This window comes from Exiguobacterium sp. SH0S2 (assembly GCF_004337185.1).
Lineage (GTDB): Bacteria > Bacillota > Bacilli > Exiguobacteriales > Exiguobacteriaceae > Exiguobacterium > Exiguobacterium aurantiacum_A.
This window is the reverse complement of the sequence record NZ_SJVB01000001.1, coordinates 25,767-39,871: the sequence shown is the minus strand read 5'-3', so window position 1 is coordinate 39,871 and position 14,105 is coordinate 25,767. Positions and strand designations below refer to the sequence as shown.

At 51.7% G+C, this 14,105-nt stretch carries 15 protein-coding genes; 4 read left to right on the top strand and 11 right to left on the bottom strand.

The genetic code is table 11. The features are described from left to right. Window positions 1–86: 86 nt before the first annotated feature. Complete coding sequence (locus tag EVJ21_RS00210; protein WP_131458805.1) at window positions 87–1,682, bottom strand: peptide chain release factor 3; 1,596 nt, start codon at window positions 1,680–1,682, stop codon at window positions 87–89. 180 nt (window positions 1,683–1,862) lie between these two features. Between EVJ21_RS00210 and EVJ21_RS00205 the strand changes: the two genes are divergently transcribed. Beyond that, on the top strand, window positions 1,863–2,294 hold the full coding sequence (locus EVJ21_RS00205; protein WP_070327153.1) for a DUF2621 family protein: 432 nt from the start codon (window positions 1,863–1,865) through the stop codon (window positions 2,292–2,294). A gap of 45 nt (window positions 2,295–2,339) precedes the next feature. Here the strand turns inward: EVJ21_RS00205 and EVJ21_RS00200 are convergent, their stop codons facing one another. After that, entirely contained in the window at window positions 2,340–2,798 is a 459-nt protein-coding gene (locus tag EVJ21_RS00200) for a CcdC family protein (RefSeq protein WP_174545499.1), read from the bottom strand. Window positions 2,799–2,811: 13 nt separating this feature from the next. Continuing rightward, on the bottom strand, window positions 2,812–3,510 hold the full coding sequence (locus tag EVJ21_RS00195) for a cytochrome c biogenesis CcdA family protein (protein ID WP_016510637.1): 699 nt from the start codon (window positions 3,508–3,510) through the stop codon (window positions 2,812–2,814). A 189-nt stretch (window positions 3,511–3,699) separates the two neighbouring features. Here EVJ21_RS00195 and EVJ21_RS00190 point away from each other — a divergent pair, with 189 nt between their 5' ends. Continuing rightward, window positions 3,700–3,879 carry an aspartyl-phosphate phosphatase Spo0E family protein gene (locus tag EVJ21_RS00190; RefSeq protein ID WP_070327150.1) on the top strand — a complete coding sequence of 60 codons (180 nt, stop codon included), beginning with the start codon at window positions 3,700–3,702 and terminating at the stop codon, window positions 3,877–3,879. Window positions 3,880–3,959: 80 nt separating this feature from the next. On the opposite strand, the gene EVJ21_RS00185 is transcribed toward EVJ21_RS00190, so the two are convergent. From EVJ21_RS00185 to EVJ21_RS00155, 7 genes are all read right to left on the bottom strand, one after another. Next, window positions 3,960–5,723: an ABC transporter ATP-binding protein gene (locus tag EVJ21_RS00185; RefSeq protein WP_131463633.1), complete on the bottom strand. Its 1,764-nt coding sequence runs from the start codon at window positions 5,721–5,723 to the stop codon at window positions 3,960–3,962. Further along, a complete protein-coding gene (locus tag EVJ21_RS00180; protein WP_070327148.1) occupies window positions 5,713–7,467 on the bottom strand; it encodes an ABC transporter transmembrane domain-containing protein in 1,755 nt (584 codons plus the stop codon). Before EVJ21_RS00180 ends, EVJ21_RS00185 begins: the two co-directional genes overlap by 11 nt. Window positions 7,468–7,590: 123 nt before the next feature. Beyond that, entirely contained in the window at window positions 7,591–7,824 is a 234-nt protein-coding gene (locus EVJ21_RS00175; protein ID WP_070327147.1) for a YneF family protein, read from the bottom strand. A 129-nt stretch (window positions 7,825–7,953) separates the two neighbouring features. After that, window positions 7,954–9,945 carry a transketolase gene (gene tkt, locus EVJ21_RS00170; RefSeq protein ID WP_070327146.1) on the bottom strand — a complete coding sequence of 664 codons (1,992 nt, stop codon included), beginning with the start codon at window positions 9,943–9,945 and terminating at the stop codon, window positions 7,954–7,956. A 199-nt stretch (window positions 9,946–10,144) separates the two neighbouring features. Then, the gene (locus EVJ21_RS00165) at window positions 10,145–10,378 is read right to left on the bottom strand and encodes a DUF896 domain-containing protein (protein WP_070327145.1); all 234 of its coding nucleotides are present in this window, start codon (window positions 10,376–10,378) and stop codon (window positions 10,145–10,147) included. A 60-nt stretch (window positions 10,379–10,438) separates the two neighbouring features. Further along, complete coding sequence (locus EVJ21_RS00160) at window positions 10,439–11,083, bottom strand: YneB family resolvase-like protein (RefSeq protein WP_035386380.1); 645 nt, start codon at window positions 11,081–11,083, stop codon at window positions 10,439–10,441. A 73-nt stretch (window positions 11,084–11,156) separates the two neighbouring features. Then, window positions 11,157–11,393, bottom strand: coding sequence for a hypothetical protein (locus EVJ21_RS00155; protein WP_070327144.1), 237 nt, complete (start codon window positions 11,391–11,393; stop codon window positions 11,157–11,159). A gap of 200 nt (window positions 11,394–11,593) precedes the next feature. Here EVJ21_RS00155 and lexA point away from each other — a divergent pair, with 200 nt between their 5' ends. Both lexA and EVJ21_RS00145 read left to right on the top strand, forming a co-directional pair. Next, window positions 11,594–12,214: a transcriptional repressor LexA gene (gene lexA, locus EVJ21_RS00150; protein WP_070327143.1), complete on the top strand. Its 621-nt coding sequence runs from the start codon at window positions 11,594–11,596 to the stop codon at window positions 12,212–12,214. Then, window positions 12,214–12,654, top strand: a complete 441-nt coding sequence (locus EVJ21_RS00145) for a metal-binding protein (RefSeq protein WP_131463638.1) — start codon at window positions 12,214–12,216, stop codon at window positions 12,652–12,654. The genes lexA and EVJ21_RS00145 overlap by 1 nt, the downstream gene beginning before the upstream one ends. Before the next feature lie 103 nt (window positions 12,655–12,757). On the opposite strand, the gene glnA is transcribed toward EVJ21_RS00145, so the two are convergent. Further along, entirely contained in the window at window positions 12,758–14,098 is a 1,341-nt protein-coding gene (gene glnA / locus EVJ21_RS00140) for a type I glutamate--ammonia ligase (RefSeq protein ID WP_131489690.1), read from the bottom strand. Window positions 14,099–14,105 lie beyond the last annotated feature (7 nt).

The window sequence follows — 14,105 nt, the reverse complement described above, 5'->3', positions numbered from 1 at the left end:
AGTCATAAGTAAAACTTATCAATTGCTCCGATCGTCTCAAAACACGAAAAAAAGACGGCCATCTAAGGCCGTCTTTACAATCTAGCTTATTCGGCACCGATCTCGACATTGACATCGAGTGCGTCGACGAGCGTCAACTCATCTTCATAGCGTTCTTTGAAACGGTCAAACGTGAACTCGTTGGCGAACAAGAACACAGGGCGTTCCCAACGGTCGGTCACGAGCATGTTCCGTGAGTCTTGGAACGGCTTGAGCGCCTTCAATTCTTTGTCTTTCACCCAGCGAGCGACACTGTACGATACCGGCTCCATCCGGATGTCGACCCCGTACTCGTTATTGAGACGATATTCGAACACCTCGAACTGGAGTTGACCGACCGCGCCGAGATAAATCTCGTTATACTCGTTGCGGTACACTTGGATCGCTCCTTCTTGGGCGAGTTGCTCGACACCTTTGTGGAAGTGTTTCGACTTGAGCGAGTTGATCGGCGAGACGCGCATGAACAATTCCGGCGGGAACGTCGGCAACGCCTCGAACGCGATCTTTTGCTTCGACGTCGTGATCGTGTCACCGATTTGGTACGTCCCAGAATCGTAGATCCCGATGACGTCACCGGCAAACGCCTTATCGACAGTCTCCCGGTCGTTGGCCATCAACTGCGTCGATTGACTCAGTTTGATTTTCTTGCCGGTCCGCGTCAACGTGACGTCCATTCCCCGTTCGAACACACCCGAACAGATGCGGACGAAGGCGATGCGGTCACGGTGGGCCGGGTTCATGTTCGCTTGAATCTTGAAGACGAAACCACTGAAGTCTTCAGACGTCGGGTCGATCGGACCGACGTTCGATTTACGGGCCTCTGGGGCCGGCGACATATCGAGGTAGTGGTCTAAGAAAGACGTCACCCCGAAGTCGACGAGCGCCGTACCGAAGAAGACAGGTGTCAGCTTACCTGATTGGATCGCCTCGACGTCGATGTCGTTGCCGGCACCGTCTAACAGGTCGATCTCGTCGCGCAAGTTCGTCAAGTTTTCTTCTGTCAAGTAGTCGGCGAGCACAGGATCGTTGACCCCGTCCTCGTTCAACGTGAGCTTGCCTTTCTCGCCACGGAACAAGTGGATCTCGTTCTTGATACGATCGAACACACCTTCGAACTGCATCCCGCTGCCGATTGGCCATGTGACGGCGACCGAAGGCATACCGAGCACTTCTTCAAGTTCTTCCATGAGCTCGAGCGGATCTTTCGCCTGACGGTCCAACTTGTTCATGAACGTGAAGATCGGGATACCACGCATACGACAGACTTGGAATAATTTCTTCGTCTGTGTCTCGATCCCTTTGGCGGCATCGATGACCATGACCGCGCTGTCGACAGACGTCAAGACGCGGTACGTGTCTTCTCCGAAGTCGTTGTGACCCGGCGTGTCCATGATCGAGACGACCTTGTCGCGATAGACGAACTGCATGACAGACGACGTGACAGAGATGCCCCGTTGTTTCTCGATCTCCATCCAATCGGACTTGGCGTGTTTTGAGTTTTTGCGGGCTTTGACCGTCCCCGCCTCGCGGATCGCTCCCCCGTGTAAGAGCAATTTCTCCGTGAGTGTCGTCTTACCGGCATCCGGGTGGGAGATGATACCGAAAATGCGGCGTTTCTCTACTTCTTGTTTTAATTGGTTCATATATTGTCCTTTCCCTTCCAGACTTTCAACTTCATTCTCATTTCTGACTGCAACGCTCTCTATTCTAACGAAATGGTGTCGTTTCGTCCATCATTATAGGATGCTCATGCTTTTGTATTCGCGGTCTTTTTTGTATACTAAGCTTGAATGATTGTGAAATGAAAGAACGGGGGAAAGACGATGCCAGAAAACTTGATGATGTATTTCATTGTCTTCTGGGGATTTGTGATGATCGGGTTGATGACGATCGGCGGATACTTCATGTTCCGTAAGTTTTTAAAACGGATGCCAAAAGAAGACGGCCGCTCTCTCCTAGATATCGAGGACGATTACATCGCGAAGACACGCCACCTGTGGACGCCCGAGACACGGACGCTACTCGATCGGCTCGTCACACCAGTGCCTGAGCTGTTCCGCGATGTCGCCATTCGCAAGATCGCCGGCAAGATCGGACAGTTCGCGCTCGAATCGAGAGCGAAAGTGATGACGACGGAACTCGTCGTCAAAGGATATATCGCCGCCACACCGAAGCGGGACCACAAGTTTTTGAAGAAAGCGCTCGAAGAAGAGCAAATCGATTGGATGACTTATAAACGTTATTTCCAACAGTGAAGATTCGAAAAACAACGGCATACCTCGCTCGAGGTATGCCGTTGTTTATGTCGTCGCGATGCGCTTATATTTTTGATACATGGCGATCCGCCACGGCACGATCATGCCCCAGGCGATCAAATAGAACAAGCCGCCCGTCGCGAAAATGTTGACCTCATCGCCGAGGAACGCTTTCATGACCGTCCTGATCGCGAGTAAGGCGAAGACGACGATGAAAAACGCTTTCGAGCGGGATAAATAAACCTCACCATCACGTTTTTCAAAATTGGACGTCTTGATCAAAAAGATACTAAAAATCAAGCCTACGACAAGCGCCTCACCGACTTCGAGCCATGTCAGACGAAAAGCCGGCACTAAAAATTGAAGCATGCCCGTCGACATCGCGAGCGGTGGAATCAAGATTTTTTTCGCATTCGTCGGTCGGGCCGATGCCTTCACGCGAACGAAACTCGCGATGACCCCCATCAGCAGTGCGACGAGAGTCGATCCCCAAAATATCGACATATGGTCAGCCCCTTTAGAATCCGGTGAATCCCACTAGTTCGCTCATCCAGGCAGCGAAGCGGTTCATTCCATCAAAATATAATACGACTCCGAAAGCCATCATCAAATAGCCTCCGAACTTTGTTACTTTCGCGCTGTTGCGCGCCAAATATTTGATTTTGCCGACGAAACCGGCCATGACGAGAAACGGGATCGAGAACCCGATGACGTAAGCGAGCATATACCCCATGCCTTGGCTCGGGTTAGACGCAGCCAGTGCGATCACCCCGGCGAGAATCGGTCCTGTGCACGGCGTCCATCCGGCTGCGAACCCGATTCCGATCAACACGGTCCCAAAATACCCGCTCTTCCGTTCTCCAAGTGCGAGTTTCTTTTCGCGCATCATGAAGCGCGGTTGCCATAGCCCCGCTAAAAAGACCCCGAACACAAAAATAAGGATTGCCCCGAACATGCGTAGACTATCTTTAAATTGAATGAAGAAGTCGGCGATCAACGAAGTTGATAAACCGAGGACGAGAAAGACGATTGAGAATCCGAATAAGAATGAGAACGTATGAAACCAAGCCGTCCGTTGCCGGAGCCCTTCGCTTTTCAAGTCAGAGACAGATACCCCTGTGATATACGACAAAAAGACCGGATAGAGCGGCAGCGTACACGGTGATAAAAAAGACAAGACGCCCGCCCCAAAAGCGAGCCATAAAGTGACTTCCATGCGTTTTTCCACCTTTCAGCCCCATTATAGCGAAAACCATTTCAAAATGCTCGCATCTTTTCTCCATCCACTTCGTCCGATTTTGTAATCATTGAAATGGAAATGTAACTTGTGATGTGTAGTGTTGAATGCTAAGATTTGGATATTCTACTTCACCAGGTTCTATTTTAATATGATGGGGGAAATACCGTGGCGGTCATCACAGCTGAAACCTTACACTATGCCATTGAACAAAAACGCGATGAACTGTATGAAATCGCCTCGCAGTACAGTTGGACGTCTCCAGAAGTGATTCATGTCAGCCAAGAGCTAGACACGTTAATCACGTCTCACGTCCTCTCGAAACACCTAGCAGACAACTTAAATTGATCATCAACTCCAGCTCGTCACTTTCTAGTGGCGAGCTTTTTCCATGGAAAAAGGACACCCCTACGGGTGTCCTTTGCAAATTATGACATCAGACGTTGTCCTGATTGTAACTCGTACATTTTTTTGTACAATCCATCATGCTTCAATAAGGCCTGATGATTGCCCCGTTCGACGATCTCGCCGCGATGTAAGACAAGAATCAAGTCGGCATCCTGTATCGTCGACAAGCGGTGGGCGATTGCGATCGTCGTTCGTCCACGACGCATCCGGTCGAGGGCGAACTGTACCCGCTCCTCCGTCTCCGTGTCGATCGAGCTCGTCGCCTCGTCCAAGATCAGGATTTTCGGATCACGGGCGACCGTTCGGGCGAAGGCGAGCAACTGCCGTTCCCCGCTCGAGAACGTCGCTCCCCGTTCGCCGACTGTGTGACCATACCCCGTCTCGAGTTTTTCGATGAACGTATTGGCTTGGACAAACTCCGCCGACTGGCGTACTTTATCGGAATCAACTGTCGGGTTGAACAATTTTAAATTATCTTCGATCGTGCCGCTGAACAGGAACGGGTCTTGTAAGACGAGACCGATCTTATCGCGAAGTTCCACTTCTTCGAACTGCTCGAGTGGGTGTCCGTCGATGGTGATCCGTCCCCCTTCATACGGATAAAACCGAGTGAGCAAGTTGATGATCGAGCTTTTCCCGCTCCCCGTGTGACCGACGAGCGCGACCGTCTCACCAGGCTTGGCAACGAACGAGATGTTCTTCAAAACATCGACTTCCCCGTCATAACTGAACGTGACATCGTCAAACCGAACTTCTCCTGCCTCGATCGCTGCCTCGCCAGAGAGACTTTTTCCTGGCGCCGGTTCATCGGTGTCGAGCACTTTGAAGACGCGGTCTGCCGAGACGACCGCTTGTTGGAACTCACTCAGCCGTTGCATGATATCGAGCACGGGGCGGAAAATGCGCTCGATGTAACTGATGAACGCATAGACGACCCCGACTTGAACTTGTTCCGTCATCGACAGGAAGCCATAGTAGCCGAGCAAACCGATGATCGAGAACGCAAGCAACAGCTCGATGATCGGGCGGAGCAACATACTATCGAGCTTCAAGTTCTTGAAGCGCGCTTCTTGATGCGCCTCGTTCGTCGCTTCGAACTGACGGACGAGACGCTCTTCTTGACGGAATTGTTGAACGATACCCATCCCGTTGATCGACTCGCTCAACTGCGCGTTCAGTTGCGATAACAAATCACGGACTTGGGCAAAGTATTTAGTCGAGTACCGGCGATACGCCCAAATGATGAGCCAAAACAACGGGAGGAGGACGAGCCCGATCGTGGCGAGCGTCGGCTCTAAAATGTACAGGAAGATGTACGTCCCGAGCAATTGAACGCCCGACTGGACGAACGTGCTCATCACGCCGACGTACAACTCTTTCACCGCTTCCGTGTCGTTCGTGATCCGGGAGACGAGCACACCCGCCGGCGTCCGGTCGAAATAGGCGAGACGCAGCCCCATCACATGGCGGAAGATGTCCATTCGAATATTTTGGACGATTTTAAGGGCGATCTTCTGAAACGCAATCGATTGTAAATAGTCGAAGATGACGGCTGAGATGTGTAACACCATATAGACGACGAGCAGCGTGACGACCCAATTCGTCGGATAGACGCCCGGTGTCACGAACTCATCGATGAACACTTTGATTAAAAACGGTCCGGCAAGCTTCGCTCCCGTCGCAAGAAGCAAAAAGACGAAGGCGAGGCTGAGCGGCCGGCCGTATCGTTTCGTATAGGCCAATAACCGCTTGATGACCGCCCATTCTTGAATATCATGCTTCATGGTGGCCCCCTCCTTCCACGATCGCCTCAAGTTGTTGGCGGTCGTACGTTTCTTTGTACCAGCCCGGTTCTCGAATGAGATCATTGTGTCGGCCTCGCTGAATGACTTGGCCATCAGCGAGTACGAGAATCTCATCGGCATGCTCCACTGCCGACAGACGGTGGGCGACGATCAATCGAGATTGCTCCGGATTGCCGACACGGAAATGTTCGATGATGGCTTCTTCCGTCTTCGCATCGACGGCGGACAACGCGTCATCAAGGATTAATAGATCGGCCTCGATCATAAGCGCCCGGGCAATCGAGATACGTTGCTTCTGTCCCCCCGAGAGCGTCACGCCGCGTTCACCGACGAGCGTAGCATACCCTTCCGGCAACCGTAAGATGTCGTCATGCACTTCGGCGATTTTGGCAGCCTCCATGATCTCATCCATTTTTGCTTCCGGTTTTCCGAAGGCGATATTGCTCGCAATCGAATCCGAGAACAGGAAGTGGTCTTGCGGGACGAGGGCGACTTTATCTAGTAGAAGTGATTTTTTGACTTGACGAACATTGACGCCGCCGATTTTGATTTTACCGTCGGTCACGTCATATTCACGGGTCAACAATCGAACGATCGTCGTCTTACCAGAACCGGTCCGACCGACAATCCCGAGTGTTTTGCCACGCTCGATCCGGAACGTGACATCACGCAGCACGGTCGTATCGTCATAACGGAACGAACCGATATCCGCCTCGAGCTCGGAATGATCCAGTTTCGTCGCCGCCATCGGATCGTCTTGGATCTCCGGCTTGATGGCGAGCATGCGCTCGATCCGGTCGTACGAAGCCCGACCACGTTCGACGATATTGAACAACCAACCGAAGGCGAGCATCGGCCAAGTGAGCAGACTAAGATAAGCGGTAAAACTGACGATTTGACCGATCGTGAGCTCGCCTTGTTCAATCAAGTAGGCCCCGTAGCCGATCGACAATATGTAAGATAATCCGACGATCCCGAAGATTGTCGGGTCGTACAAGGCGTCAATTTTAGCGACACGGACGTTTTTTGCCATGACTTCATCTGACAACTTCTCGAACGATTCGACGTCGTGGTCGACTTCCCCGGTCGATTTCAAGACGCGAACCCCACTCACACTCTCCTGAACCTTGTCATTCAATTCGGAAAATGCCGCTTGGGCGACACCGAACCGGCTATGGAGCATCTTTCCATATCGTGTCGTCAAAATGACCATGATCGGCAGCGGCAGTAAAGCGACGACCGTCAGCTTCCAGCTGATCGTCGTCACCATCGTGATGATGACGAACGTACCCATCGTCACACTGTCGACGAGCGTCAAAATACCCGCCCCCGCCGTCGTCGAGACAGCCTGGACATCGTTCGTCGCGTGCGCCATCAAATCGCCGACACGCGACTTTTTATAAAACCGTTGATCCAAATCCGTGAAGTGACGATACAGTTGGCTCCGGAGCAGGCGTCCGAGCCGGATCGAGGCCCCGAAAATGAAATAGCGCCAAAAAAAGCGCGCCACATAGTTTCCGATCCCGACAGCCGCAAGGCCTCCTAACAGCATCCACAGCAAGTCCGCTTCGAGCGAACCTTGGTTCATCCCATCGATGACTCGACCGATGATGCGCGGCGGTATGAGCTCGAGTGCGGCGACAAACATGAGCAAGACGATACCGACTGCATACGTCCGCCATTCGAGCCTGAAGAACCAAGCTAATTGTTTAAATACACGAATCTGAAACGCCCCCTATATCTTGAAATAAGACTATTCATTTATGGTAGCGAAAGTTTGTTCGATTGTCGAACAAAAGATGAATAAAAAAAGCACTTCGCGGGTGCGAAGTGCTTCGGTGACTCATTATGATTTTTTTTCGTTCTTCGCTTGAACGTTCATGGCACGCATCACTTGGTTGACTTTTTTCTGTGACGGCTTTTGACCCATCTGCATCATTAACGTACGAATCATGTCTTCGTTGATTGGTGGGTTCTGTTCAAGGTAGTTCATCATGTATTTACGAGCGATGAAGAACCCGATCGCGATACCCCCGATAAGTGCTGCCACGACAAGAAGAATCCAAATAAATGTACTCAAGGTTTTACCTCCTCTACCATATGAAACATCGTTTTTTACTATACACTATATTGCGCTAATTCGCTAGTCGTCAGAAAAAAAAGTGATGACCTAGACATCGTCTAGGCCATCACACGTTTTTAATGATAATTATAGTGATTTGACAGCGTCGACGACGTTCTCGACCGACATGCCGTATTCTTTCATGAGGAGGTCTCCAGGAGCCGAGGCACCGAACTTGTCGATTCCAAGCACTTTACCGCCGAATCCGACGTATTTGTACCATCCGAGCGTCGAACCTGCTTCAAGCGAGACGCGTTTCGTGATCGACGAAGGAAGAACTGATTCCTTGTACTCTGCCGATTGGGCTTCGAACAGTTCCCATGACGGCATTGAGACGACAGCAGCGTTCACGCCTTCAGCAGCGAGTTGCTCGCGTGCTTCGACGAGGACATGGACTTCTGAGCCTGTACCGAGAAGAAGGACGTCCGCTTCGCTAGACTTACCTGCGACGACGTAGGCACCTTTCGCCGCGTCTTCGACAGATGTTCCTACGAGTTCTGGCAACGCTTGACGTGTCAAGACGAGAAGTGACGGAGCTGACGTCGTCGTGATCGCTTGTTTCCAAGCGGCGATCGTCTCTTTACCGTCTGCCGGACGGAGAACTGACAAGTTCGGCATCGCCCGGAAGCTCATCAAGTGCTCGACCGGTTCGTGCGTCGGACCGTCTTCACCGACTGCGATCGAGTCATGCGTCAAAACGAATGTCGACGGAATTCCCATGAGTGCAGCGAGACGGACCGCTGGACGGAGGTAATCCGAGAAGACGAAGAACGTTGCGCCGTAAGGAAGTACGCCACCGTGAAGTGCCATCCCGTTGACAGCTGCCGCCATTGCGAATTCACGGACACCGAACCAGATGTTACGGCCAGCCGGGTCTTCGTCGAAGTCAGCCGCGCCTTTAATCATCGTGTTGTTCGAGCCGGCGAGGTCAGCCGATCCACCGAACAATGTCGGTACCGCTTTCGCAATCGCGTTCAAGACTTCTCCGCTCGTTTGGCGCGTCGCTTTTTTCGAACCGACTTCAAACGTTGGCAACTCGCTATCCCAACCTTCAGGAAGTTCGTTGTTCATCGCACGTTCGAACTGAGCACCGAGTTCAGGATGAGCCGATTTGTAGGCTGCGACGAGCTCGTTCCAATCCGACTCAGCTTTAGCGCCAGGCTCAACGACTTTATCGTTGAACAAGTCGTACACTTCGTTCGGGACGTAGAAGTTCTCGCCTTCCCATTTATAGAACTGTTTCGTGAGCTCGATTTCTGCTTCTCCAAGTGGAGCGCCGTGTGATGCCGATTTACCTGATTTATTCGGTGAACCGAAACCAATGACCGTCTTCACTTCAATCATCGTCGGTTTAGACGTCTCAGCTTTCGCCTCGTCGATCGCTTTGGCGATCGTATCGATGTCCGTTCCATCCTCGACGCGAATGACTTGCCATCCGTAAGCGTTGAATCGATCTTCTACGCTTTCCGAGAACGACTTATGGAGATCCCCGTCAAGCGAGATGTCGTTTGAATCATACAAGACGACGAGTTTACCGAGTTTCAAGTGACCGGCGAGTGAGGCAGCCTCAGCCGACACACCTTCCATCAAGTCACCGTCTCCACAAATTCCGAACGTATAGTGGTCAACCACGTTGAACTCGTCGCGGTTGTATGTTGCTTCCAAATGCTTCTCAGCCATTGCCATACCTACAGCCATCGCAATCCCTTGACCGAGTGGTCCCGTCGTCGCGTCTACACCAGCCGTGTGACGATACTCAGGGTGTCCTGGCGTCTTCGAGTCTTTTTGACGGAACGACTTGAGGTCGTCGAGTGAAAGGTCGTAACCAGACAAGTGAAGCAGCGAGTACAACAGCATCGAACCGTGTCCCGCTGAAAGGACGAACCGATCGCGGTTGAACCAGTTCGGGTTTTTCGGGTTGTGACGCATTTTGTCTGTCCAAAGCGTGAACGCCATCGGGGCCGCACCCATCGGCATACCTGGGTGACCTGAGTTCGCTTGTTGGACAGCATCAATCGAGAGCGTCCGAATCGAGTTAATCGCTAATAATTCTTTAGTAGTTGTTTCCACTAATTTCATCCTCTCTGTTGTTAAGAAAGTTTCTACCCGTCATATTTTAGCACACTCAATCGTGTGTCACAACTAATTAAATAGTATGTCACATTGATTGGAATCGTTTACTTCCATACGTCTGTTTTCGAGGGAATGGTCGAACCTTATCGAGCTTCGTGTATAACAAACATGCACATCCTATACGAAATAGGATGTGCATTCGAGTTCATTCAGAACGGTGTCGGTTCTGTTCGTCTTTTAGTTTTTCTGGTGTCACGTCGTTGCCTTCCGGATCGACGACTTTCATGCCCATCATCTGGGATTTGAACGATTGACGGAACGCTTTTAAATATTGTTGACGTAACGCTTGTTGCTCGTCCATCTCTTGTTGTGACAAGCCGTCTGTCTTTGCCTTGTTGGCGAGGAAGTTAATCCGCTCCAATTGTTCGGGTGCTAACATGAGGTTCGCCCCCTCTCTACTGAATTTGTAGTTCTACTGTACAAAATCAGGGCGCAGGAATCAAGTTTCTGGCACTGCCACATGTTCCAAATAGCGACGGTTCACAGTCGCTTTCGAGACTTCGTAGCCGAATCCGCGGAGCGTGGCCGCGATCTCAGCGAAGGTGAGCCCCCGCTCCCGAAGTTGGACGATCTCCTCGATCGGCACTTCGATCCGGCTCCTCCCACCTTGGTCATGGTGCTGAATATTGCGTTGCGGGTTGAAGCCGTTCGCGACCGCCCGGCGCATACCGCGCGATATCTTGGCGTTATGAATCTTCCGTTGATACTCCTCGACGACGCTGACAATCTCAAGCACCATCTTCTCGGCGTCAGAGACGACGTATTCGTCGGACGACTGCATCGTCAACAGCCGGACGTTATGCTTCATGAGCGTATGCAAGATGGCGATTTTTGCATTCCCTCGGCCGAGGCGACTGTCATCGCTCACGAGCACGGCATCGAGCTTTGACGCCGACACATGCTCTAACAGATCGAGCAGACCCGTCCGATTGACCTCGAAACCGCTCTCTTGTTCGGTGATCACATCGATCACTTCCGCATCGAGACGTTTGGCCATCTGTAACAATTCCGCTTCTTGCCTCGTGAGCGAGGTTTCCTGAGTTGACTTGTTCGTCGATACGCGACAATAAATGACGACTCGCATCTCGTCACTCCCTTTCTTTCCAGTCATCCTTTTACGATACACAGGATGAGCGGGTGTTCGCAATCCAAATCGATCATTCAGCGGCGAACCACGTCGTTTTCCGTTCTTCTTTTTCCGCACGTTCCGCTAACAGCTGGGCTTCGAGCGTTTCCGCTTCGTTGAACGCAACTTCTTGTTCGATACTTCTTTCGACCGTCATCACTGTCGGCTCGACAACTTCGCCTTGGCGAAACTCGCCGACTAAGTAAAAGGCGAACATCCCAAGCACTACCATTCCGACCAATATGAATCCGTTGATTGTATCTTTCATTTGAACCGCCTCCAAATATGAGAATATGCGTTCTTAGGAACGTCTGTTCGTTTATCTGTTCTCATCATAAAACAAGAACTTCTGTTCGGTCAAGAAAAAACGAACGAATGTTTGTACGCTCATATGTTCTTGTGTTAAAATAAATCCATAAAGAATAGGATGCGTTCGCAGGTTATTCGACATAAACGAGGTGAAATCCATTGAAAAAAATGTCAGCAAGACAGCAACAGATTCTTGATTTTATAAAAGCTGAAGTTCGGACGAAGGGTTATCCGCCGTCAGTCCGAGAAATTGGTGAAGCCGTCGGTCTCGCATCGAGCTCGACCGTGCACGGTCACTTGGACCGTCTTGAAAAACGTGGATTGATTCGGCGCGATAAGACAAAACCGCGCGCGCTCGAAGTGTTGAGCGAGGACGCCCCGTCAATCGAGGAGCGTGAGACGGTCATGTACGTCCCGGTCATCGGGAAAGTTACGGCCGGAACACCGATCACGGCGATCGAGAACGTGGAAGAACACTTCCCGCTCCCGGCCCATATCGTCGGTTCGGATAACGTGTATATGCTCTCCGTCTCTGGCGATTCGATGATCAACGCCGGAATCCTCGACGGGGACCGCGTACTCGTGAGACAACAGAACACGGCAGACAATGGAGAGATTGTCGTCGCGATGACGGACGAGGGTGAGGCGACCGTCAAACGGATCTACAAAGAGGCGTCGAAAGTCCGACTCCAGCCGGAGAACGATGAACTTGAGGCGATGTATTTCGATAACGTATCCATTTTAGGGAAGGTCATCGGTGTATACCGGACGATCCATTAATGGCTAGCGGCAAGACACATACGCGTACGAACCTCGTGGCAATCGGTGCTTTAGCGATTGCCACGCCTTTTATTGATGTCGATATCCCGACTACCCTTTTCCTCGGTGCGCTTATCGGGACGTTCTGGCTCTCCCCGGACCTCGATTTAAAATCGGATGCATACTATCGGTGGGGACCGCTGCGTGGCTTTTGGCTCCCTTACGTGAAGCTGATGCCGCACCGGTCTCCGCTGTCGCACTTGCCGGTGTTGAGCGATCTCATTCGTGTCATCTACCTTGGCTTCCCGCTCGCGCTCATCCTTACGTTCACTCCGTATGAAGCGGTTGTGAAGACGTGGCTCGACTTGAACGGCATCCCGTTCTTCCTCGGTCTCGTGTTCGCGACGACACTCCATACGGCGCTCGACTACGCGTCCACGTTTTTCAAGCGTGCGTTCTAATCCCAAAACAAGCGACCACTCAATTTCGAGTGGTCGCTTGTTTTGACTAAAAAAACGCCCGATCCAAGAAACTGGATCGAGCGTTTTTTCAAGTTCATTCGACTTAGTAGAGCGTCATGTACTGATCGCGTTCCCACTCTGTTACTTGCGTGCGGAACATGTCCCACTCGATCTCTTTCAACTCGAGGAAGTGTTCGCCGATGTGGTCACCGAGCGAATCCATGACGATTTTGTCGGCGCGGAGTACTTCGAGCGCGTCGAAGAGTGTCGCCGGAAGATCGTCGATGCCGTTCGCAACACGCTCTGGCTTGTCCATCACGTAGATGTTGCTGTCGATCGGTTTCGGTGCTTTCAAATCTTTCTCGATGCCGTCAAGACCAGAAGCCAAGAGGGCCGAGAGCGCGAGGTACGGGTTCGCCGCCGGGTCGACCGAACGTACTTCGATACGTGTCGAGAGGCCGCGGGCAGCCGGTACACGAACGAGCGGTGAACGGTTACGAGCGCTCCATGCGACGTAGCATGGTGCTTCGTATCCAGGCACGAGACGCTTGTACGAGTTGACCGTTGGGTTACAGATCGCCGTGAACGCACGTGCGTGCTCAAGGATACCAGCTGTGAAGGCGCGTGCCGTATCCGAGAGCTCCATGTCACCGTTCGGGTCGTAGAACACGTTCGTGTCGCCTTTAAAGAGTGACATGTTCGCATGCATCCCTGAACCGTTGACACCATAGAGTGGTTTCGGCATGAACGTCGCGTGAAGGCCATACTTCGCCGCGATTGTCTTGACGACGAGTTTGAACGTTTGGATGTTGTCGGCAGTCGTTACCGCATCCGCGTATTTGAAGTCGATTTCATGCTGTCCTGGTGCGACTTCGTGGTGTGACGCTTCGATCTCGAAGCCCATGTTTTCGAGCTCGATAACGATTTCTTTACGGCAGTTCTCGCCTGAATCGACCGGTGCCAAGTCGAAGTAACCGCCTTGGTCGTTCAATTCGAGTGTCGGCTGTCCGTTCAAGTCTTTCTTGAAGAGGAAGAATTCTGGCTCTGGTCCGACGTTGAACGCTGAGAAGCCGAGCTTTTGCATGTGCTCGAGGTTGCGTTTCAAAATACCGCGCGGGTCACCGCTGAACGGCGTGCCGTCCGGATTATAAATATCACAAATTAAGCGAGCGACTTTACCGCTGCCGTCTGTCCATGGGAAGACAACCCACGTGTTAAGGTCTGGATAGAGGTACATGTCTGATTCCTCGATGCGTACGAACCCTTCGATTGAAGAGCCATCGAACATCATCTTGTTATCAAGTGCTTTGTCCAATTGGCTGATCGGCACCTCGACGTTTTTAATCGTACCGAGGATATCCGTGAATTGAAGACGAATAAAGCGTACGTCCTCTTCTTGTGCGATCCGTTTGATGTCTTCTTTTGTGAACGTTTTTCTGGCCATGGTAAAA

What these genes read in the sequence shown, in the direction of transcription:
- EVJ21_RS00210 (WP_131458805.1), bottom strand. Translation starts at nt 1,682, where the DNA reads ATGAACCAATTAAAACAAGAAGTAGAGAAACGCCGCATTTTCGGTATC.
- EVJ21_RS00205 (WP_070327153.1), top strand. Translation starts at nt 1,863, where the DNA reads ATGCCAGAAAACTTGATGATGTATTTCATTGTCTTCTGGGGATTTGTG.
- EVJ21_RS00200 (WP_174545499.1), bottom strand. Translation starts at nt 2,798, where the DNA reads ATGTCGATATTTTGGGGATCGACTCTCGTCGCACTGCTGATGGGGGTC.
- EVJ21_RS00195 (WP_016510637.1), bottom strand. Translation starts at nt 3,510, where the DNA reads ATGGAAGTCACTTTATGGCTCGCTTTTGGGGCGGGCGTCTTGTCTTTT.
- EVJ21_RS00185 (WP_131463633.1), bottom strand. Translation starts at nt 5,723, where the DNA reads ATGAAGCATGATATTCAAGAATGGGCGGTCATCAAGCGGTTATTGGCC.
- tkt (WP_070327146.1), bottom strand. Translation starts at nt 9,945, where the DNA reads ATGAAATTAGTGGAAACAACTACTAAAGAATTATTAGCGATTAACTCG.
- EVJ21_RS00165 (WP_070327145.1), bottom strand. Translation starts at nt 10,378, where the DNA reads ATGTTAGCACCCGAACAATTGGAGCGGATTAACTTCCTCGCCAACAAG.
- EVJ21_RS00160 (WP_035386380.1), bottom strand. Translation starts at nt 11,083, where the DNA reads ATGCGAGTCGTCATTTATTGTCGCGTATCGACGAACAAGTCAACTCAG.
- EVJ21_RS00155 (WP_070327144.1), bottom strand. Translation starts at nt 11,393, where the DNA reads ATGAAAGATACAATCAACGGATTCATATTGGTCGGAATGGTAGTGCTT.
- EVJ21_RS00145 (WP_131463638.1), top strand. Translation starts at nt 12,214, where the DNA reads ATGGCTAGCGGCAAGACACATACGCGTACGAACCTCGTGGCAATCGGT.
- glnA (WP_131489690.1), bottom strand. Translation starts at nt 14,098, where the DNA reads ATGGCCAGAAAAACGTTCACAAAAGAAGACATCAAACGGATCGCACAA.